Annotated in this window: 16 protein-coding genes and 1 tRNA gene; 3 read left to right on the forward strand and 14 right to left on the reverse strand. The window is 64.8% G+C overall.

Translation table 11 applies throughout. The features are described from left to right. Positions 1-200: 200 nt before the first annotated feature. The 3 genes from ntrC to dusB are packed head-to-tail and all read right to left on the reverse strand — an operon-like array spanning position 201 to position 3826. Positions 201-1643 (reverse strand): nitrogen regulation protein NR(I), encoded by a 1443-nt coding sequence (gene ntrC, locus IVA82_RS30570; protein WP_148738455.1) that lies wholly within the window; start codon positions 1641-1643, stop codon positions 201-203. Positions 1644-1652: 9 nt separating this feature from the next. Beyond that, positions 1653-2828: a nitrogen regulation protein NR(II) gene (locus IVA82_RS30575; protein WP_247382265.1), complete on the reverse strand. Its 1176-nt coding sequence runs from the start codon at positions 2826-2828 to the stop codon at positions 1653-1655. Beyond that, positions 2825-3826 (reverse strand): tRNA dihydrouridine synthase DusB, encoded by a 1002-nt coding sequence (gene dusB / locus IVA82_RS30580; protein ID WP_247382266.1) that lies wholly within the window; start codon positions 3824-3826, stop codon positions 2825-2827. Before dusB ends, IVA82_RS30575 begins: the two co-directional genes overlap by 4 nt. 277 nt (positions 3827-4103) lie before the next feature. On the opposite strand from dusB, the gene IVA82_RS30585 reads away from it, so the two are divergent. After that, positions 4104-5285, forward strand: coding sequence for a bifunctional 2-C-methyl-D-erythritol 4-phosphate cytidylyltransferase/2-C-methyl-D-erythritol 2,4-cyclodiphosphate synthase (locus IVA82_RS30585; protein WP_247382267.1), 1182 nt, complete (start codon positions 4104-4106; stop codon positions 5283-5285). A 4-nt stretch (positions 5286-5289) separates the two neighbouring features. Beyond that, a complete protein-coding gene (locus IVA82_RS30590; RefSeq protein WP_247382268.1) occupies positions 5290-5901 on the forward strand; it encodes a CinA family protein in 612 nt (203 codons plus the stop codon). A 14-nt stretch (positions 5902-5915) separates the two neighbouring features. Here IVA82_RS30590 and IVA82_RS30595 read toward each other — a convergent pair whose 3' ends face one another. Together IVA82_RS30595 and lipA are read right to left on the reverse strand one after the other, a co-directional pair. Continuing rightward, positions 5916-6386, reverse strand: coding sequence for an SRPBCC family protein (locus IVA82_RS30595; RefSeq protein ID WP_247382269.1), 471 nt, complete (start codon positions 6384-6386; stop codon positions 5916-5918). A gap of 6 nt (positions 6387-6392) precedes the next feature. Further along, complete coding sequence (gene lipA / locus IVA82_RS30600; protein ID WP_247382270.1) at positions 6393-7349, reverse strand: lipoyl synthase; 957 nt, start codon at positions 7347-7349, stop codon at positions 6393-6395. 144 nt (positions 7350-7493) lie between these two features. Here lipA and IVA82_RS30605 point away from each other — a divergent pair, with 144 nt between their 5' ends. Next, positions 7494-8108: a DNA-3-methyladenine glycosylase gene (locus IVA82_RS30605; RefSeq protein ID WP_247382271.1), complete on the forward strand. Its 615-nt coding sequence runs from the start codon at positions 7494-7496 to the stop codon at positions 8106-8108. A 21-nt stretch (positions 8109-8129) separates the two neighbouring features. Here IVA82_RS30605 and IVA82_RS30610 read toward each other — a convergent pair whose 3' ends face one another. The 9 genes from IVA82_RS30610 to IVA82_RS30650 form a co-directional block, all read right to left on the reverse strand. After that, positions 8130-11006 carry a valine--tRNA ligase gene (locus IVA82_RS30610; RefSeq protein WP_247382272.1) on the reverse strand — a complete coding sequence of 959 codons (2877 nt, stop codon included), beginning with the start codon at positions 11004-11006 and terminating at the stop codon, positions 8130-8132. A gap of 46 nt (positions 11007-11052) precedes the next feature. Beyond that, complete coding sequence (locus tag IVA82_RS30615) at positions 11053-11823, reverse strand: DUF2497 domain-containing protein (protein ID WP_247382273.1); 771 nt, start codon at positions 11821-11823, stop codon at positions 11053-11055. 299 nt (positions 11824-12122) lie between these two features. Continuing rightward, entirely contained in the window at positions 12123-13508 is a 1386-nt protein-coding gene (locus IVA82_RS30620) for a TolC family outer membrane protein (RefSeq protein WP_247382329.1), read from the reverse strand. A 204-nt stretch (positions 13509-13712) separates the two neighbouring features. Next, positions 13713-14375, reverse strand: a complete 663-nt coding sequence (locus tag IVA82_RS30625; protein WP_247382274.1) for a protein-L-isoaspartate O-methyltransferase — start codon at positions 14373-14375, stop codon at positions 13713-13715. A 137-nt stretch (positions 14376-14512) separates the two neighbouring features. Then, on the reverse strand, positions 14513-14692 hold the full coding sequence (locus IVA82_RS30630; protein WP_247382275.1) for a hypothetical protein: 180 nt from the start codon (positions 14690-14692) through the stop codon (positions 14513-14515). A gap of 217 nt (positions 14693-14909) precedes the next feature. Then, positions 14910-14984 (reverse strand) — tRNA-Asn (locus IVA82_RS30635). A 914-nt stretch (positions 14985-15898) separates the two neighbouring features. Beyond that, the gene (locus IVA82_RS30640; protein ID WP_247382276.1) at positions 15899-16282 is read right to left on the reverse strand and encodes a RidA family protein; all 384 of its coding nucleotides are present in this window, start codon (positions 16280-16282) and stop codon (positions 15899-15901) included. Positions 16283-16314: 32 nt separating this feature from the next. Next, positions 16315-18648 (reverse strand): acetamidase/formamidase family protein, encoded by a 2334-nt coding sequence (locus IVA82_RS30645; RefSeq protein ID WP_247382330.1) that lies wholly within the window; start codon positions 18646-18648, stop codon positions 16315-16317. A 134-nt stretch (positions 18649-18782) separates the two neighbouring features. Continuing rightward, positions 18783-20024, reverse strand: a complete 1242-nt coding sequence (locus IVA82_RS30650; protein ID WP_247382277.1) for an acetamidase/formamidase family protein — start codon at positions 20022-20024, stop codon at positions 18783-18785. Between the last annotated feature and the right edge of the window lie 51 nt (positions 20025-20075).

Consider the following 20075-nt stretch of genomic DNA (forward strand, 5'->3'; position numbering starts at 1 on the left):
TGTGGACGTGGCCTACGTCCCGCCGCCGTCAGGCCGGCTTGTCCGATGAGTTCGAGGCCGGCGGCCGATTGAGCCATTCGCACGGAACGTTTCGGCCCGTCCGGACTTGGGTTCACCGCGTCAGCCACAACGGCCAGCGCATCCGGACAGGCTCAGCTCCGCTTTGGTAGGGGGAGCTGAGCCACCGTTTTCCGGGACAGCTAGCCCCCGCTCCGGTACACCTGGATATCGAGATCCCGGATCTTCTTCCGCAGCGTGTTGCGGTTGAGGCCGAGCAGGTCGGCGGCGCGGATCTGGTTGCCGCGGGTCGCGGCGAGAGCTGCCGTGAGCAGCGGCACCTCGATCTCCTTGAGGATGCGGTGATAGAGCCCGGGCGGCGGCACGCCGTTCGGAAAGCCCTGGAAGTGCGAGGACAGGTACGCCTCCACCGCGCCGCCGAGATTGTCGACGCCCTGCTGAACCGCGGCTCCCGGGCTGACCGAGGGCGGCGCCAGTTCGCCGTCGATCACCGAGGCGGTGATCACGTCCTGCGGGTAGAGTGCCGCGAGGCGCCGCGCCAGGTTTTCGAGCTCGCGCACGTTGCCCGGCCAGCGATGCTGCTTCAGCCGCTCCAGTGCCAGCGAGTCGAGCTTCTTCGGTGGCAGGCCGTCCTTCTCGGCCAGTGCGAAGAAGTGACGGATGAGATCCGGCAGGTCCTCGATGCGTTCGCGCAGCGGCGGCAGCCGCAGCGGCACGACGTTGAGGCGGAAGAACAAATCCTCGCGGAACAGACCCTGCTGGATCAGGACGCGCAGATCCTTGTTGGAAGCCGCGACGATGCGCACGTCGGTCTTGATCGGGGTGCGGCCGCCGACGGTGGTGTATTCGCCCTGCTGGAGAACGCGCAGCAGGCGTGTCTGCGCCTCCATCGGCATGTCGCCGATTTCGTCGAGGAACAGCGTGCCGCCTTCGGCCTGCTCGAACCGTCCGGAGGCGCGGGTGTTGGCGCCGGTGAAGGCGCCGCGCTCATGGCCGAACAGCTCGGATTCGATCAGGTCACGCGGGATCGCCGCCATGTTGACCGCAACGAACGGACCGTTACGGCGCTTGCCGTAATCGTGCAGCGCGCGCGCCACCAGTTCCTTGCCAGTGCCGGACTCGCCCGTGATCATCACGGTGAGGTCGGTCTGCATCAGGCGCGCCAGCACGCGGTAGATTTCCTGCATCGCCGGCGAACGGCCGACTAGCGGGATTGCTTCCATCTCGGCGTCTTCGTCCGGCGTCGAGGTGCGCTCCTTCGGCTCGGCGAGCGCGCGGCCGACGATGGCGATCAACTCCTTCAGGTCGAAGGGCTTCGGCAAGTATTCGTACGCGCCGCGCTCGGAAGCGCGGATCGCTGTCATGAAGGTGTTTTGCGCGCTCATGACGATGACCGGCAAGTTCGGCCGCATCTTCTTGATCCGCGGCAGCAGATCGAAGGCATTTTCATCCGGCATTACCACGTCAGTGATGACCAGATCGCCTTCCCCCTGGCTGACCCAGCGCCAGAGCGTTGCGGCATTGCCGGTGAGCCTGACTTCATAGCCGGCGCGGGAAAGCGCCTGATTGAGAACCGTGCGGATGGCGGTGTCGTCATCTGCAACGAGAATGCTACCTGCGGGCATTGTTAATCCTCATTTTGCCCCCTGTGATGCAGACGACGACTTCCCGGCAGAGCCGTCGCGACTGCTATGATCGGCATGTTTCACCGATGTGGAATACATCGGCATCAGCACGCGGAAGGTGGTCTTGCGCGGCTGAGATTCGCATTCGATGATGCCCCCGTGATCGCCGACGATTTTTGCGACCAGCGCCAGGCCGAGACCGCTGCCTGTCTGCTTGGTGGTCACGAAGGGATCGAATAGGTTGGACAGAAGATCGTCGGGCACACCTGGTCCGTTGTCCTTGACGCAGAATTCGAGCGGCAGGGATACCCTGGATTTTTGACCGGGGACTGACAGGCGCACGCCGGGACGGAACGCGGTGGTGAGCTGGATCTCGCCATCGGGAACGTCGATCAGTGCTTCGGCGGCGTTCTTGACGAGATTGAGGAATACCTGGATCAGCTGATCCTGATTCGCCAGCACCGGCGGCAGCGAGGGATCGTAGTCCTCGACGAAACGGATGTTGCGGGCAAAACCGGATTGCGCCAGCCGCTTGACGTGATCGAGCACTGAATGGATGTTGACGGGACCGCGCACCACCGGACGTTCGTCGCCGAACACCTCCATGCGGTCGACCAGCGTCACGATGCGGTCGGCCTCGTCACAGATCAGCCGCGTCAGCATGCGATCTTCAGACGAAGCTTGCTGTTCGAGCAGCTGGGCCGCGCCGCGGATGCCGGACAACGGATTCTTGATCTCATGCGCCAGCATCGCGGCAAGCGCGATCACCGAGCGCGCGGCGCTGCGATGGGTGAGCTGGCGGTCCATCTTGTCGGCGATGGTGCGCTCCTGGAGCATCACCACGATGTGGCCCGGCCGCTCGGTCAGCGGCGCCACATGCAGATCGACCTGGCGGTCGCCGCCCATGCGCGGTGTGCCGAGATCGACCTTGTATTCGTTGACCGGAGAATTCGACGAACGCACCTGATCGATCAGGGCCAGCAAGGGGCTGCCGAATGGCACCAGCTCCTTCAGCGACTGCCGCTTCAGGAATTGCGTCGATATCTCAAAAAAGGCTTCGGTCGCGATATTGGCGGCGACGATCTTGCCGTCCGGCCCAATCAGGAGCACGGGATTGGGAAGAGCGTCCAGGATCGCCTCGCTGTCAGACGGAAGCGGCCGACGATGTTCAGCAGCCGAGCTCATGCAGCAGCGCTCCATGCGAAGTCGTCGAAGGCATCTTGCAGTGACCGGTGAACGAGGCGCGGATCCTCGGAGGTGAGAATCTTATGGCGCCAGGCTTTCAGCTTCTCCGCCGGAGCGCGGCTCGCGTCGGCCGCGACGTCGAGCGCCCAGCCGAGATGCTTTCGCGCATGCCGCAGCCCGATGCGCAGGCCGTAGAGCGCGCAGACACCCTCATAAAGCGTGCGGACATAGCCAAGCTGCGCCTCGAGTGACGGCGCGGCTTCGGCCGCCCCGCCCTTCAGGCGCCGGCCGATCTGGCCGGGCAACCAGGGCTGGCCTTGCGCGCCGCGGCCGATCATCACGGCGTCGGCGCCAGAAGCATCGAGCGCGGCGAGCGCTTTCTCATAAGACGTGATGTCGCCGTTGACGACGAGCGGAACGGAGATCGCCTCGCGGACCACGCGGATCGCGTCCCAATTGGCCTCGCCCTTGTAGAACTGGCAGCGGGTGCGGCCGTGCACGGTGACGAGCTTGACGCCGGCGGCTTCCGCGCGCCGCGCCAGTTCCGGCGCGTTGCGGCGGCGGTCGTCCCAGCCGAGCCGCATCTTCAGCGTCACCGGCACTTTCACCGCTGCGATGGTCGCGTCGATCAGGCTGACGGCATGGTCGAGATCGCGCATCAACGCCGAGCCGGACTGGCCGCCGGTGACATGACGGGCCGGACAACCCATGTTGATGTCGATGATGTCGGCGCCTTCGGCTTCCGCGATCCGCGCGCCCTCTGCCATCCAGTGCGCCTCACAGCCGGCCAGCTGGACCACATGCGCACCAACGCCGGTCGCTTCGCAGCGCAAACGCGACATCGCGCGGCCGTTGACGAGTTCGTCGCTGGCGGTCATTTCGGAGACGACCAGACCAGCCCCCAGTTCGGCGGTCAGCCGCCGGACGGGCGAGTCAGTCACTCCCGACATCGGCGCCAGGAAGACCGGGGTGGCGACATAAATATCGCCTATTTTCAACGGCTTAGAGCCTGATCTTGCCGAGCCGGTCACAATGATCTCGTTAATAGGCAGGGCCTCATCGCGTCTGCCATGACCTATCTTGCGCACAATTCTTGTGCAGTCAAGCGTCATGCCTACAGTTTAGACAGTTCTGTAAATCTTTCAAGTGCAGTGCAACAAAATGCTGTTTCCCACAATCCGGGGAAACCCCTTTTATTGCGGGCCTGCCGTGCTAGAGGCTTGCCGGCAATCACCCACTCCCGACTCTTCATCACGAACTGAGTATTTGAGTCCTATGGCGAAATCACAACGCACCGCAGTTGTCCTCGTCGCAGCCGGACGCGGCCTGCGCGCAGGTGCCGGCGGGCCGAAGCAGTATCGCTCGATCGGCGGCCAGCCCGTGATCTATCGTGCCATGGAAGCCTTCAGCCGTCATCCCGACGTGTCAGTGGTGCAGCCGGTGGTGAATCCCGATGACAGCGTCATGTTCACGGCAGCGGTCGCGGGATTGAAGCACGAACCGCCGACCGGTGGTGGCGCGACTCGTCAGGCGTCGGTGCTCGCCGGTCTCGAAGCGCTGGCCAGGCACAAGCCCGACATCGTCCTGATCCACGACGCTGCGCGGCCCTTCGTCTCGGAAGGCCTGATTTCGCGCGCGATCGAAGCGGCCAGCCGTACCGGCGCCGCGATCCCCGCCATTGCCGTCACCGACACCATCAAGCTCATCGGCGAGGGCGGCAACGTCGAGGACACGCCGGACCGGGCGCGGCTGCGAATCGCGCAGACGCCGCAATCCTTTCGTTTCGACGTCATCCTCGAGGCGCATCGTCGCGCGGCGATGGACAGACGCAGCGATTTCACCGATGACGCGGCGATCGCCGAATGGGCGGGATTGACGGTTGCAACCTTTGAAGGCGATGTTGCCAATATGAAACTCACCACTCCCGAGGACTTCGTGCGCGAGGAAGCGCGCCTGGCCAGCCTGCTCGGCGACATCCGGACGGGCACCGGCTACGACGTGCACGCCTTCGGCGAAGGCGACCACGTCATGATCTGCGGCGTGCGCGTGCCGCACACCAAGGGTTTCCTCGCCCATTCAGACGGCGATGTCGGCCTGCATGCGCTGGTCGACGCGATCCTCGGCGCGCTCGCCGATGGCGACATCGGATCGCACTTCCCGCCGAGCGACGTGAAGTGGAAGGGCGCATCCTCCGACCAGTTCCTGAAATACGCCATCGATCGCGTCGCGCAGCGCGGCGGCCGCGTCGCCAATCTCGAGGTGACGCTGATCTGTGAGCGGCCGAAGATCGGCCCGCTCCGCGACACCATGCGCGCGCGCATCGCCGAGATCTCCGGCGTCGACATCTCTCGCGTCGCGGTGAAGGCGACCACCAGCGAACGGCTCGGCTTCACCGGCCGCGAGGAAGGTATCGCGGCCACCGCGAGCGCCACCATTCGCCTGCCCTGGGAGGTGTAAAGCCATGGGCGGCAGCGACGCACGCGCCCTCTCCCGCTCGCTGCTCGATCTGTGCCGAATGCGCAAGCTGACGATCGCGACGGCCGAGTCCTGCACCGGCGGCCTCGTTGCCGGCGCGCTGACCGACATCCCCGGATCTTCCGACGTGATCGATCGCGGCTTCGTCACCTATTCCAATGATGCCAAGCGCGCGATGTTAGGGGTCGAGGCGAGCACGCTGGCGAATTTCGGCGCGGTCAGCAAGGAGACCGCGATCGCGATGGCGGTCGGCGCACTCGAGCGCGCCGGCGTCGACCTTGCGGTTGCCATCACCGGCATTGCCGGTCCCGGCGGCGCCACGCCCGGCAAGCCGGTCGGCCTCGTCCATTTCGCCGTCGCCGCCCGCGACGGCCGCATCGCCCACCGCGAACATCGTTTTGGGGCGATCGGCCGCAGCGCCGTGCGCGCCCGCTCCGTAGCCGAGGCGCTGCGCATGCTGATGGATCTCGCCCGCGGCCCGCAAGTCTCGGTCAAACCGCGTCGTGAAGCCGCCAGCCGCCTGCGTCCGCGCGTAGCGCGCTCCTCGCCGCGCCGGCACGCCGTGAAGCGGAGGCCGCCGCGGTCGCCGCGGGGGTGAAGTCCCGTCGCCGGCTACGACGATGCCAGCTTCCGTCGCCCGTAGATCGCATCTGCCCGCTTCTCGAAGGCCGCGGAAAAGCGCGCAAACGCGGCGTCGAACATCGAGCCCATCAGCAGCGCCAGCATGCGGCTCCTGAATTCATAAGCGAGGAAAAAGCCGACGTCGCAAACCCCCTCGCCCTTGGGCTCGAAGGTCCAGCGGTTTTCGAGATTGCTGAACGGGCCTTGCAGATATTCGACCAGGATCTTGAGATTGGCCCGGTCGAGCGTCACCCGGCTGGTGAAGGATTCCTTGACCAGTTTGAACGACACCGTCATGTCGGCGATCAGCACCTCGGTGCCGTCAGGCTTCGCCATCCGCTGCCGGACCTTCAGCGCGCTGCACAGCGGTACGAATTCCGGGTAGCGCTCGACGTCGGCGACCAGATCAAACATCTCGGACGCGCTGTGGTTGACGCGGTGCTTGCTCGAAACTCGGTGCATGTGAGTTCAGCGCGCGACCGCGGCCCGCGCTGCCTTTAGTCTCGCAAAGTCCTCGCCGGCATGATGCGACGAGCGGGTGAGCGGGCTCGCCGACACCATCAGGAAGCCCTTGGTGTAGGCGACCTTTTCGTAGGACGAAAACTCGTCCGGTGGCACGTAGCGCATCACGGCGTGATGCTTGCGGGTCGGCTGGAGATACTGGCCGATGGTCAGGAAGTCGACGTCGGCCGAACGCAGATCGTCCATCACCTGCTGCACCTCGTGGCGCTCCTCGCCGAGGCCAACCATGATGCCGGACTTGGTGAAGATCGTGGGGTCGAGCTCCTTGACCCGCTGCAGCAGCCGGATCGAATGGAAATAGCGCGCACCGGGCCGCACGGTGAGATAGCGCGACGGGACGGTTTCCAGATTGTGGTTGAAGACGTCCGGCTTGGCCGACACGACGACCTCCAGCGCGCCCTCCTTGCGCAGGAAGTCGGGCGTCAAAATCTCGATCGTGGTCGAGGGGCACGCGACGCGGATCGCGCGGATGGTCTGGGCGAAATGCTCGGCGCCGCCATCGGCAAGATCGTCACGATCGACCGAGGTGACGACGACGTGGGCGAGGCCGAGCTTGGCGACGGCCTCGGCGACGTTCTGCGGCTCGGCCGCATCCAGCGCGTTGGGCAGGCCGGTCTTGACGTTGCAGAAGGCGCAGGCGCGGGTGCAGGTGTCACCCATGATCATAAAGGTCGCGTGCTTCTTGTCCCAGCACTCGCCAATGTTCGGGCAGCCCGCCTCCTCGCACACCGTATGCAGGCCGTTGGCCCGCACGATGTTGCGGGTGTCGGCATAGCCACGGGTGTTCGGCGCGCGTACGCGGATCCAGTCCGGCTTCGGCGGCGAAGCGGAATCAGGCCGATTCACCTTTTCGGGGTGGCGCGGGCGCAACGGGTTCGAGATGGTATCGACAATAACGACCATGGGGTGTCCGGTCTGTTCAGGTCCTACCTAGTCGGTCTCGCCAAGCACCGCAACCCGGCTCGCCCTGCTTCGGGGAACATGGCAGATATGGGCAATATCCTGCTCTGTTCTCTGGCGATTCTCACCTCGCGATTCTCACCTCGAATGACTCCAAGAAAGCCGTCAATCTCGAATGCTTCCACACCACGGCTCGGCAAGCCGCTGAAGCGCGCCTTTTTCGCGCGCAGCGTCCACGAGGTCGCGCCCGACTTGATCGGCGCGACCATGCTGGTCGACGGTATCGGCGGCCTCATCGTCGAGGTCGAGGCCTATCATCATACCGACCCGGCGGCGCACTCTTATCGCGGGCCGACGCTGCGGAACCAGGTGATGTTCGGCCCGCCGGGCTTTGCCTATGTCTACCGCTCCTACGGCATCCATTGGTGCGTGAATTTCGTCTGCGAGGAGGAAGGCTCGGCGAGCGCGGTGCTGATCCGTGCGCTGGAGCCGACCCATGGCCTCGCCGCGATGCGCCGCCGCCGCCATGCTGCCGATGTGCACGCGCTGTGCTCGGGCCCGGGCAAACTGACGGAAGCACTCGGCATCACCGTCGCCCACAATGCCCTGCCCTTGGACCGGCCGCCGATTGCGCTGCATGCGCGGACGGTGGAGGTCGAGGTGGCTTTCGGCATCCGGATCGGCATTACCAAGGCGGTCGAACTGCCCTGGCGCTACGGCGTCAAAGGCTCGAAATTCCTCAGCAAGCCGTTTCCGAAGTGAGCGTCTGCGAAGTGAGCGTCACTACGACGCCTGCTTCAGCCGCTCCAGCGCCTCCAGCAGCTTCGTTTTGCGCGCCAGTGCCGCCTCGCGCTTTTCGCGCTCCTCCTCGACGACCTCTTCGGCCGCGTTGGCGACGAATTTTTCATTGGCCAGCTTGGATTCGGCGCGCTTGATGTCGGCGTCGGCCTTGGCGATCTCCTTGTCGAGGCGCGCGCGCTCGGCGGCGACGTCGATCACACCCTTCAGCGGCAGCGCGGCGACTTCGCCGCGCACCAGGAGCTGAACCGCGCCGTCAGGGGCGCGATCGGCGAAGGAGATGTCGGACAGGCGCGCCATGCGCTTGATGACGTCAGTCCAGCGCGGCGCGCGCTCTTTGGTTTTGGCGGAAGCGCCGACGAGCACCAGCGCCGTCAGCGTTGCCGGAGCAATGTTCATCTCGGCGCGCACCGAACGGATTTGCGTGATCAGGTCGATCACCCAGCCGATCTCGGCTTCCGCCTTCGGATCCGTGAAGTCGGCATGGTCGAAGACGGGCAGCACCCAGGCCGGCGAAACCAGTGCATCAGTCGGCCCCGTTGTCACCGCGAGCATCGCAAGCTGCTCCGGCGTCGGCCCGGTCGGCTTCAGCGGCCACGGTGCCAGCGCGAGCAGCCCTTCACGTTTGGCCGTCACCTCCCACAACTCTTCGGTGATGAAGGGCATGAAGGGGTGCAGGAGCTTCAAGATCTCGTCGCGGGCCCAGGCGACCATGGCCCGGGTCTCGGCCTTGGCCGGACCGTCCGGGCCGAGCAGCACGGGCTTTGCGAGTTCGACATACCAGTCACAATAGACGTTCCAGACGAATCGGTAGATCGCACCGGCAGCATCGTTGAAGCGGTAGGCTTCGATCGCCTCGGTCACCTCGCGCGTAGTGTGCGCGCTCTCATGCGCGATCCAGCGGTTCAGCGTCTCCTTCGTCTTCGCCGGCTCGAAGCCATCGGGCACCGCGCAGTGATTCATCTCCGCGAACCGGCAGGCGTTCCAGAGCTTGGTCGCGAAATTGCGGTAGCCCTCGACGCGGCTGGTGGCGAGCTTGATGTCGCGCCCTTGCGCCGCCATCGCCGCCAGCGTGAAGCGCAGCGCGTCGGCGCCGTATTCATCGATCAGGTGCAGCGGATCGATCACGTTGCCCTTCGACTTCGACATCTTGGCGCCCTTCTCGTCACGGACGAGGGCGTGGATGTAGATGGTCGAGAACGGCACCTCCTTCATGAAGTGCAGTCCCATCATCATCATGCGGGCGACCCAGAAGAAGATGATGTCGAAACCGGTGACGAGCGCATTGGTCGGATAGTAACGCTGCACCTCCGGCGTATCGTCGGGCCAGCCCAGCGTGGAGAACGGCCATAGCGCCGAGGAGAACCAGGTGTCGAGCACGTCCTCGTCGCGGGTGATGAAGCCCTCGCGCTTGTCGCGATCGAGCGCCATCTCGCGGCCCTGCTCGACCGTGATGACCTCCTGCTCGACGTAATAGCCGAGCGCGTGGCTGACGGCCTCTTCCTCGGTCTCGGCGACGAAGACCTTGCCGTCTGGACCATACCAGGCCGGAATCTGATGGCCCCACCAAAGCTGGCGCGAGATGCACCAGGGCTGGATGTTCTCCATCCACTCGAAATAGGTCTTTTCCCAGTTCTTCGGCACGAAGCTGGTTTCGCCTGAACGCACCGCCGCCATCGCCGGCTTTGCCAGCGTCTTGGCGTCGACATACCACTGGTCGGTGAGATACGGCTCGATCACGCTGTTGGAGCGGTCGCCGTGCGGCACCATGTGGGTGTGCGGCTCGATCCGCTCGAGGAAGCCGAACGAATCCAGCCGCTCGACGATGCGCTTGCGCGCCACGAAGCGGTCGACTTTGTGAAACTCCTCGGCGAATTGCGCGGCGCCCTCCGGCAGGCCGTGCAGGTAGTCCTCGTTGTCGAGGAGATCGAGGCAGCCTTCCTTGTCGAGCACGCTGATCTGGCGCAGGCCGTGGCGCTTGCCGACTTCGAAATCGTTGAAGTCGTGCGCCGGTGTCACCTTGACCGCGCCCGAACCCTTTTCCGGATCGGAATAGTCGTCGGCGACGATCTGCACCTTGCGGCCGACCAGCGGCAGGATGATGTGCCTGCCGACGAGCTTCTGATAGCGTTCGTCGTCGGGATGCACGGCAACGCCGGTATCGCCGAGCATGGTCTCGGGCCGCGTGGTGGCGACCACGATGAAGCTCGCCGGATCGTCCGGGCTGAATGACTTCCCCTCGATCGGATAGCGCAGATACCACAGGTGGCCCTTGACCTCGGTTTGCTGCACCTCGAGATCGGAGATCGCGGTGAGCAGCTTGGTGTCCCAGTTCACCAGCCGCTTGTCCTTGTAGATCAGGCCGTCGCGATGAAGTTCGACGAACACCTTGACGACGGCCTTCGACAGGCCCTCGTCCATGGTGAAACGCTCGCGCGACCAATCGCAGGAGGCGCCGAGCCGCTTGAGCTGGTTGATAATGGTGTCGCCGCTCTCGGCCTTCCACTGCCAGACCTGCTCGAGAAACTTCTCGCGGCCCATCTCGCGGCGGCCGGGCTGCTGCCGCTCCATCAACTGCCGCTCGACCACCATCTGGGTGGCGATGCCGGCATGGTCGGTGCCGGGCTGCCACAGCACGTCGCGCCCGCGCATCCGCTCGAACCGGCACAGGATGTCCTGGAGGGTATTGTTGAGGGCGTGCCCCATATGCAGCGAGCCCGTCACGTTCGGCGGCGGGATCACGATGGTGAAGGGCACCGCATCGCGGCGGTCGGGGCGGCCGGCCTTGAACGCAAGGCTGTCCTCCCAAACGACGGACATGCGCGATTCGATATCGGCGGGCTGGTAATTTTTCTCGATCATGGGGCTGCTAGAAAGCCGCGCGCGGGGGGCAAGTCAAACGAAAAGGTCAACGGCCGCCGCGCGAGACCCGCTCGATTTCGGCCTTCACAATGCGTTCAACGAGCCCCGGTAGGTTGTCGTCGAGCCAGGACTTCAGCATCGGGCGCAGCATCTCCTTGACCAGGTCCTCCAGCGTCCGCGCGTTGCTGCTAAGCACCGTGTGGGCCAGGGAGTTGAAGGCGGATTCGACCGCCGAGACCGTCGTTTGCGCCAGGATCGGCTGCTGCGGCGGCAGCGGTGGCGCGTCGAAGTCCACCGGCGCGTATGACGGCGGCGGCGCAGGACGAGATGGCGGCGCCGATTCGGCGAATTCGAGATCATCGCGCGGCTCGACCCTGCGAAAGCTCGGCGGAGGCGGTGTCGGCTCGGGAACCTCGACCGCCATCTCGTCAGTCAGTTCGAGAATGTCAGCTTCGGGCTCAGGCTCCGGTTCGGGCGCGCGCATCTCGGGTGCGGCGGTCGCACTATCGAGCCCGGCCAGCAGCGCGTCGATATCGTCCTGGTTGTTGGATTCGGCCGCCGCAGGCGGCGGAGGCGGCGCCGGCTTGGCGGCGGGCGGCGGCGCGGGTTTCTCGGCGGCCGGCTTCGCCGGCGGCGCGACCTTCGATGGCGGAATGTCGTTCATCGCCTGCGGCCTTGGTGCAGGCGCTGCGGGCGCAAGCGCGGGCTTCGCGGCCTCGGCCGGCGGCGGCTTGGCCTCATCGTCGGCAATGATGCGCCGGATCGAGGCCAGAATCTCCTCCATCGAGGGTTCTGTGACCTTTGCAGGCTGCGTCATCTCCGACTCCACATCCTCAACGCCCTCGCATGCGCTATTTTACACCAAGCGCGCCAGGATTGGCCGGTTCCGGACCGGCGGCTCGACATTTTCATCGTGACAGCCAGACTTGTCCCCAGATCACGGCGCAACGTACGGCCGTGCGCCCTATCCCCGGCACCCGACCTTTGCGCAAACGACGTCGGGTACGGGCGAATCGACCCGCAACTTGTTGGCAAGGCTATGTCAGGGAATTTGACGATTGCAAGCAAACCGCCGGTCGGCCTCGGCTATTCGCGAGGCCGACCTGATTGCGGCAATCAGCGTCCGTCGGGCGTGCGCACGCCGGCCCAGCTGTCGCGGACCTGGTGGTAGTGCACGCTGGGATCGTAAACCGAGGTCCCAAGGCCAAGCACCTGCGGCGACAGACGGCCGACGGCGGACAGAACGTTATAAGATGCAACGACCCGGTCATGCTGCGCGGTAACCAATGCGACTCGCGCATTGACCAGCGCCTGCTGCGCGTTGAGCACGTCGAGGGTGGTGCGCTGACCGGCCTTGGCTTCTTCGCGCACGCCGTTCAGCGCGATCTCGGACGCCGTCACCTGCGCCTGCGCGGATTGCACCTGCGCCTTGCCGGCCTGCAACGAGCCCCACCACTGCACGACGGTCGCACGAGCCTGATCGCGAGTCGTTTCGAGATTGAGACGCTGCTGCGCCAGGTTTTCCTTGGACTGGCGGATCAGCGAATATTGATTGCCGCCGTCATAGAGCTGCCAATTGGCCTGCGCGATAGCGGATGCGCTGTTTGCCCTGAATTGAATCAGGGACTGCTCGTCCGCACGCGTGGCGTTAACCTGCAGCGTGACCGTCGGCAGCAGCGCACCTTCGGCGACCTTGACCTGCAAATAATTGACGTCGATGCCAAACATTGCGGCCGTGACGTTGGGATTCTCGATCAGGCCGAGCTCGACGGCTGCAGCGAGCGTCGGAGGCAGGTACCGGTCGACCGGCGAGCCCGGCGCGAGGTTCACCGGCTCGTTGCCGATGACGCGGCGGAAGTTCGCACGCGTCGTGTTGAGATTCGCTTCGGCGGTGAGTGCCTGCGTCCTGCCGGCAGCCAGCTGCGCTTCCGATTGCGCGACGTCGGTCCGCGTCACTTCGCCGACGTTGAAGCGGTCGCGCGTCTGCTTCAGCGTCTGCTCGAGCACGCGCACGTTGCTGCGCTGGACTTCGAGCGTCGCAGCATCGCGAAGATAGTCCATGTAGGTCGTGGCTGCCTGGAGCAGCACGCCCTGATCGAGGCTGCGCAGCGCTTCGCGGGCACCGGAAACCTGGCTCTCCGCGGCGCGCGTCCGGTTGCCGGTGATGTTGCCGTTATAGAGCGTCTGCGAAGCGGTCACGCCGACGCTGCGGGGCGCCGTGGGCCCGTGGAACGGGGCACTCCCCACCGAGCTCTGCTGATCCTGGTATTGATAGCCGCCACTCGCCGTCAGCGAAACTTTGGGCCGGTAGCCCGACAAGGCCTGTGGCACGTTTTCGTCGGTTGAGCGCACCTGGGCGCGCTGCGCGTTGAGCTGCGGATTGTTCTGATAGGCGCGCACCAACGCGCCCTCGATCGTGTCCGCCAAGGCAGGCGTCGGCGCAGCCAATGCCAGCAGCAGGACCGAAACCGCAGCTCCGGTGAAGAGCTTCACCCCATGCATCCGTGAAATTCCGTTCATTCTAACGCCAAGCTCGTGCCCGCGAGCCTGGTTACCGTATCCGAGTGGAGTCGTTGCCCCGTAGCAACATAGGACGGGGTCAAGCGCGACGGAACCACCTAAGGGTGGTTCTCAGTGGAAACTCTTCACGTGCAGCATCCCGGCCACACTTCTGATTCAGAACGGGATTTTTGCACGGTTTGGCGGTCAGAAGACGAAGGAAGCGGCCCGTTCCAGCCCTGGAAGGACCGGGGCTGCGGCATCGAACAGCGCCCGATAGCCGAATTCGCCGTGGGAACGGGTGACAATCACGGCCCGTGGCGGCTTGGATTCGGCAGAGACCCCTACCAGACGCCCGCCCTCCTTCAGCTGACCGAACAGCCCTTCGGGCGTTACTTCGGTGGCACCATTGAGGACGATCACGTCATAGGGAGCAGCAGCCGCATCCCCGTCGGCGCAGGCTGCAGCCTTGCAGGTCACGTTGGCAAGCCCGAGGGTGGCAAAGGCATCCTTGGCCTTCGCGGCAAGGGCCGAATCGCATTCGGTGGCAGTGACTTGGCGCGCGAGCTTGGCGGCCAGCGCGGCGAGGTAGCCAGTGGCGCAGCCGACGACCAGCACGTTGTCGCCCTCGCCGATCTCGGCGGCCTGGAGCAGCTTGCCGGTCAGCGCCGGCTTGATCAGGAACCGCTTGGCGGCGCCTTCGCTCACGTCGAGGTCGAGATCGAGATAGGCCAGGGCTTGTCGGCCAGCGGGCACGAAGGCCTCGCGGGGAACTGCGATCATGGCATCAAGAATGCGGCGATCGGTGACGTCACTGGTGCGCACCTGGCCATCGACCATTTTTAGGCGCGCGGTCGAGAAACCGGACATTTGCGGACCCTGCAATGCGGACAATGCCGCGGACGAAATTTGGCGGCATCTTTGGAACAGGCTCCACGAAAACGCAACACGTCCGTTGCCTCGCAAGACGAGGTCGGCGCGGCTCACGGCATGAGGGGCCGGAACGCCTATTCGATCGCGACGGCGAGGCGGCCGATCAGGGCGGCGACCTCGTCCAGCCGTGTCGAATCGGGTGTCTCGACGGCACGCGCAAGGCGCGCGACGCATTCATCGTCACTGAGCTCAGGAATGCCGGACGGCAGGATCGAGGGGGCAAACTGGAAGCGGTCGACCTGGATGTCTCGCATGCGGAATCAGCTCCGTTTGGGTCCGGCACCGCAACGCTCGATCTGAATTGAGTCGATTTGGCGCCGGCCTCATGGCGCGACGGCGCCACCACACACATCTGTTTGATGCGCGATTCCAGAGCCAATTCGGTACGATGCACCATTCAGACAGTGCTGCAGCAGCATCGCTGCATCGCACCAAAATGCAACGGCAACCCATTGAAATAACGGTAAAATTTGGCTCCCCGGGCTGGATTCGAACCAGCGACCATCCGATTAACAGTCGGATGCTCTACCGCTGAGCTACCGAGGAAAAGGGCGAACCGACGTTCGCGCGCGGCTGCGTATAACAAAGCCGCTTGCGCTTGCAAAGGACGAATTCGTCATCTTCCGCAACGCGTCGAGGAAGAGACTGAGCGGCCCCTTCTCCCGGCCATCGAGGGCAGCTATTCGGCGATGAAAGACGTAGTCTTGGTATCACGGCGCGATTGCGAGGAGCTCTTGCGACGAAGCAATCCAGAATCTTTCCGCGGAGGGATTCTGGATTTGGTTCGCTGCGCTCGCAACGACGGAGTGTGGGCACGAGCATGACTATCATTCCGTGCTGCGCATCCAGGGGCATAGGTCCGCATCCTCGCGGCGAATCTCGCCCGAGCTTTGCTTGATCTCGGCTCCCTCTTGTCAGAGGACGCAGGGAAGACCGGGTGCCGGCTGGCACCCGCGGTCCACTGTGCGAAAACGCGCTACAAAAAAATTGCACAGCGGCATACAGGTAAAGCCTGGAAAACCGGCCTTCCCTGCGCAGTGGTTTTACGGCTTATGCCGAACTCTCCCCGGGGAGCGATGCACTATTGCCCCCGTCGCCTTGCAGATGGCCGATGTGCGCACCCGGTCGGGCAGCACGCATCACCGCAAGACTTGACGCACAGACCCCGGGCGCCAGGACGACACGGTTTTACCGTACGCTGACCGCACCGGTCGTGCGCGCGATGCTATCGATCACGGTTTCCCGCCCTGCGATGCCTATCGCGCCGACGCGGTCAGCGTCCACCGCCACCCATCCCACGTTTCGTGACGATCGCGATACGCCCCTCTGACTGGGGATGAGGTGCAGCCACAAATACGTCAAAGCCGAATTTCGGTAAAGCGGAATGTTTTTGCGCAAGCGGATTGACCCGCAGTTTGGGTGTTTTGCACGCTCTGCAGCACAAGGGATTGTAGCCCGCCTCACGGCCGCCGGCACACCAGGTCGATCTCGATCAGCGCATCATAGGCAAGCCCGGTGACGCCGACGCAGGTGCGGGCCGGGAGCCGGCCGGGTGCGAAGAACGCGCGGTAGGTCTCGTTCATCTCGGCGTAGTCTTCCTTGAAGCGCGTCAGATAGATGCGCGCCATCACGACGTGCTCGAGGCCGAGATCGAGGCCGGCGAGAACCACCTTCAGGTTCTCCATCACCGCGCGCGTCTGCGCGACGATGCCGTCGGGCAGCACGCCCGGCGTTTGCGGCGTATCCGGCATCTGGCCGGTGACGAAGACAAAACCATCGGTCTCGACAGCGTGGCTGAAGGGCGCGACCGGCTTCGGTCCGCCGCTGATGATGTGGAATTTCACGTTGGTTATCCCTTGGTTCTAAGGCGCGCTCTTCAAGGGGCGTCCTGGAAGATGCGCTTGCTGATGATCGCGTGCACGCCCCAATTACCGTCGACCACCTGGGTCACCCCGAAATCGACCGCCGCCGACATCAACGCAATCGCTTCATCCTCACTCAGGCCCTTCACGTTCATCAGGAAGCGTCGCATTTTCCGGAACGCGTCCTTCATGGCGAGATCCAGTGAAGATTTGGCGTAGACCTCGCTTTGGCCCTGCGCGCCGAACTCGGCGAGATAGTTCGGATGGCTGAATCCGGTCAGCACCCAGTCTGTCGCGGTCTCGATCAGGGGATAGGAGAGATCGGCGAAGGGCCGGCCGGCGAGGTCGGCCTTCTTGTGCAGGATCACCTCGAAGGTGCCGGTCATCGAGCATTCGATCGCGGTGCCGCTGAGCTCGCCGTCGCCCTGCGTGGCATGGGGATCGCCAACCGACAAAAGTGCGCCGGGCACCGAGACCGGAAGATAGACGGCCGCACCCTTCCCCAGCCGCCAATTGTCGAGATTGCCGCCGAAATAGGACGGCGGCACCGAGTCGATGAAATCAACCTCGCGCGGCGCCACCGCGATCACGCCGAAATGCGGACGCAGGGGAATGCGGATGCCGTCGAGCACATCGTGGCGGCGCTTCACCGTCCCGGGCGCGACGGGAACGCCAGGATAGTCGTAAGTGGCGTGCACGACGCCGAAGGGATCGGTCTGCGGCTCCCAGCGGTAAGAATAGAGGGCGCGGGCATGCGGCGCGTCGGCATCGTCGAAGATCTCGTAGATCGTCACCGCCTCGCGGGGCTTCGGCCCTGAAAGGAACTCGTCGTAATGATAGCCCCACCAGGCGGCGACCGAGGAGCCGAACACGCGGCCTGAATGTTTCGGGTGGCGGCTTGCACGCGGCACGATATCGAGGATCCGCACCTCCAGCACGTCGCCGGGCTGGGCGTCCTTGACCGCCACCGGTCCGGTGCAGATGTGCACGCCGAACCCCTCCCCCGCGCCGCGGCCGAACACGCTGGCGTCCATCGGGCCGGCGCCGCGGCGATCCACGTTCTTCATGTCGGCTGTCCAGCCGAACACGCTTTCCGCCGCGGCATCGCCCGCAATCATCAGCTCGGGATCGTCGGAGGCATGCTGGGTCAGCGTCTCGATGGTGATGGTGTCGCCCGAGGCAATCTCGAGCTGCGGCGCCAGCGAGCGGCTGAAATAGCCCCAATGGATCCGGCTGGCCTCGATCGGAAGATGATAGTGCTGGCGTCCCGCCGTTCGCGGCTCATCGGAATCTGCACGGCAAACATTGCTGCGCGCCTCCGCACCCGCCTGATGTGCACGGAGCTGCGCCAGCGCCTCCTGCGGCCAGCCGCGCTGACCGGTGACCCCGTGCTGCAGGGTCGCCCGCTCCGCCTCCTGCTGGCGAAATTCGCGCGGCGGCAGGCCGAAGCGGTGGCGGAAGGCGCGGCTGAAATGCGCGGAATCACCAAAGCCATAGGCGTAGGCGATCTCCGAGATCGAGCGATGCGCCTCGGACGGATTGGACAAATCGGCCCAGGCGCGCTGCAGCCGGCGTTCGCGGACATAGTGGGTGAAATTGTCGCCGACCGTCTCGAACAGCTTTTGCAAGTAGCGCTCGGAGATCCCCTCGGCCTGCGCGACGCGCGCCGGCACCAGTTCGGGATCGTCGAGCCCGCGTTCGATGGTCTGGCAGATCCGGTGCAGCAGCGCCGCCTGTGTCGCGCTCGATCCGGCATCGGACGTCGAGGCCGCCAGTTGATGCGCGAGCGTCAAAAGCAGATCGACCAGACTTTGCGCAACCGCATTCCATTCGGCATCGCCCAAGGTGTCGAGCGTGCGCGCGGTGGCATCGAGCAGGCGCGCAAACACATCGGCGAAACCACTTGGCGGAACGACCCGCGGCTCGCCGAGCCGCGGCTTACCCGAGAGCCGCCCGTGCAACGCCTCCAACGTAACCGACAGCACGATCGCGCGCATGTCGCGCTGGAAAACGATGCTCCAGTCCCCGCTGCGCGGCAGCAGCACGAGATGGCCGACAGGGACGATGCGATGACCGCCGGCGCTCTTCAGCACCATGCCGTCCTCGACCGGCATCAGGGCGATCGGAAGGTCTTCGTGCGATTGCGCAAGTGGACCGATACTCTGCGCGCCCGCAGCCATACGCGTCAGCGCGACGCCCGCGGCCTGGCGATGCGACGCCGTGGCGTGCCCGTCAAGGAAGGAATGGCCGGTCGCGGGTTGCAGGCCGACGGCGGCCAGCACGTCCCGCCAGGCTTCGGGGCGGTCGTCTTGCGCGTAGGACTCGCTCGTGAAGGGACGGAAGCTCATTGGATCGACCCAGATTGCAGTCGATCGAAGCAACCTCTGTGCCAGACGCGCGCGGTCGTCCGTCGCAGCGACGGGCCGCAAATGACGATCGCTGCTCATCCTCTCATCCCGAAAACAGCCTGCGCCTCAACGCATTAGTCGCACCGGAAGATGTTCTTGCGGATCGTGCCATGGACGCCCCAATTGGCATCAACCACCTGGGTCACGCCAAAATCGGCGCCGACCGACAGCAACGAAATCGCTTCGTCCTCGCTCAGGTGATGCACGGTCATCAGGAAGCGCCGGAGCTTACGGAATGCATCGCGCATCGCACGGTCGAGGCTGGAGTGGTTGGCAATCTCGGTTTGTGCTTCGGCGCCGAGCGCGGCGAGATAGTTCGGATAGGTGAAGCCGTAGAACGACCAGGCCTGACCGGTCTCCAGCATCGGATGATCGAGGCCTTCGAGGCTGGTGCCGGCGAGGTCCGCCTTCTTGTGCAGGATAAACTCGAAATCGCCCGTCAGCGAGGTCTCGATCGCGGTGCCGCCGAGCTCGCTGTCGCCTTGCGCGGCATGGGGATCGCCAACCGAGAAATAGGCGCCGGGGACTGCGACCGGATAGAACATTCGCGCGCCCCTGCCGATGCGCCAGTCGTCGATGTTGCCGCCGGTATAGCTTGGCGGGATCGAGCTGACGAAGTCGGCTTCCGATGGCGCCAACCCCATGGTGCCGAAGTGCAATCGTGCGGGCACCTTCACGCTGGCGAGGATGTTCTCGCGCTTCTTGATGGTGGCGTGGTCGACGCGGACACCGGGATAGTCGATGGTCGGATGCACGATGCCTTCGGGGTCGGTCTGCGGCGTCCAGACGTAGTTGTAGACCGCCTTGGCGTACGGCTCACCCGAGGTGTCGAGCTCGAAGATCGTGATGACTTCGCGCGGCTTCGGCTCCTCGATCAGATCGTGATAGTGAAAGCCCCAGTTCGCGGCGACGTTGGAACCGAAGCAGCGGCCGGCATGGCAGGCGCTGCAACTCGGCCGCGGCCGGACGTCGAGGATGCGCACCTCCAGGATGTCGCCGGGCTCGGCGCCTTCGATCGCGACCGGTCCGGTCAGAAGATGCACGCCGATCCCCTCGCCTGCACCGCGGATGAAGGGCCCTTCGACCGGGCCTGAGCCGCGGCGCGCCACTGCCTTGTGCTCGCGCGTCCACTGGAACACGCTCTCGGCGCCGGCATCGCCCTCGATCATGCGCTCGTAATCGTCGTTGGCGTGATGGGTCAGCGTCTCGATGGTGGCGCGATCGCCGGAGCGCAGCGTCAGGGCCGGGCTGACCTTCTTCGAGAAATAGCCCCAGTGGACGGTTTTCGGCGATACCGGCAACGTGACATGCTTCATGAGATGGTCTCTTTTGATTTGGTCTCTTTTGATTTGGTCTGTTTTGACTTG

It is taken from the genome of Bradyrhizobium sp. 142 (genome assembly GCF_023074015.1).
In the GTDB taxonomy this organism is placed as follows: domain Bacteria; phylum Pseudomonadota; class Alphaproteobacteria; order Rhizobiales; family Xanthobacteraceae; genus Bradyrhizobium.

Bases quoted from the DNA above. Each gene is read 5' to 3' on its own strand.
- ntrC (WP_148738455.1), bottom strand. From the start codon at position 1,643: ATGCCCGCAGGTAGCATTCTCGTTGCAGATGACGACACCGCCATCCGC.
- IVA82_RS30650 (WP_247382277.1), bottom strand. From the start codon at position 20,024: ATGAAGCATGTCACGTTGCCGGTATCGCCGAAAACCGTCCACTGGGGC.
- lipA (WP_247382270.1), bottom strand. From the start codon at position 7,349: ATGGTCGTTATTGTCGATACCATCTCGAACCCGTTGCGCCCGCGCCAC.
- IVA82_RS30630 (WP_247382275.1), bottom strand. From the start codon at position 14,692: ATGCGAGACATCCAGGTCGACCGCTTCCAGTTTGCCCCCTCGATCCTG.
- IVA82_RS30625 (WP_247382274.1), bottom strand. From the start codon at position 14,375: ATGTCCGGTTTCTCGACCGCGCGCCTAAAAATGGTCGATGGCCAGGTG.
- IVA82_RS30575 (WP_247382265.1), bottom strand. From the start codon at position 2,828: ATGAGCTCGGCTGCTGAACATCGTCGGCCGCTTCCGTCTGACAGCGAG.
- IVA82_RS30645 (WP_247382330.1), bottom strand. From the start codon at position 18,648: ATGAGCTTCCGTCCCTTCACGAGCGAGTCCTACGCGCAAGACGACCGC.
- IVA82_RS30610 (WP_247382272.1), bottom strand. From the start codon at position 11,006: ATGATCGAGAAAAATTACCAGCCCGCCGATATCGAATCGCGCATGTCC.
- IVA82_RS30595 (WP_247382269.1), bottom strand. From the start codon at position 6,386: ATGCACCGAGTTTCGAGCAAGCACCGCGTCAACCACAGCGCGTCCGAG.
- IVA82_RS30585 (WP_247382267.1), top strand. From the start codon at position 4,104: ATGGCGAAATCACAACGCACCGCAGTTGTCCTCGTCGCAGCCGGACGC.
- IVA82_RS30615 (WP_247382273.1), bottom strand. From the start codon at position 11,823: ATGACGCAGCCTGCAAAGGTCACAGAACCCTCGATGGAGGAGATTCTG.
- IVA82_RS30605 (WP_247382271.1), top strand. From the start codon at position 7,494: ATGACTCCAAGAAAGCCGTCAATCTCGAATGCTTCCACACCACGGCTC.
- IVA82_RS30620 (WP_247382329.1), bottom strand. From the start codon at position 13,508: ATGCATGGGGTGAAGCTCTTCACCGGAGCTGCGGTTTCGGTCCTGCTG.
- IVA82_RS30590 (WP_247382268.1), top strand. From the start codon at position 5,290: ATGGGCGGCAGCGACGCACGCGCCCTCTCCCGCTCGCTGCTCGATCTG.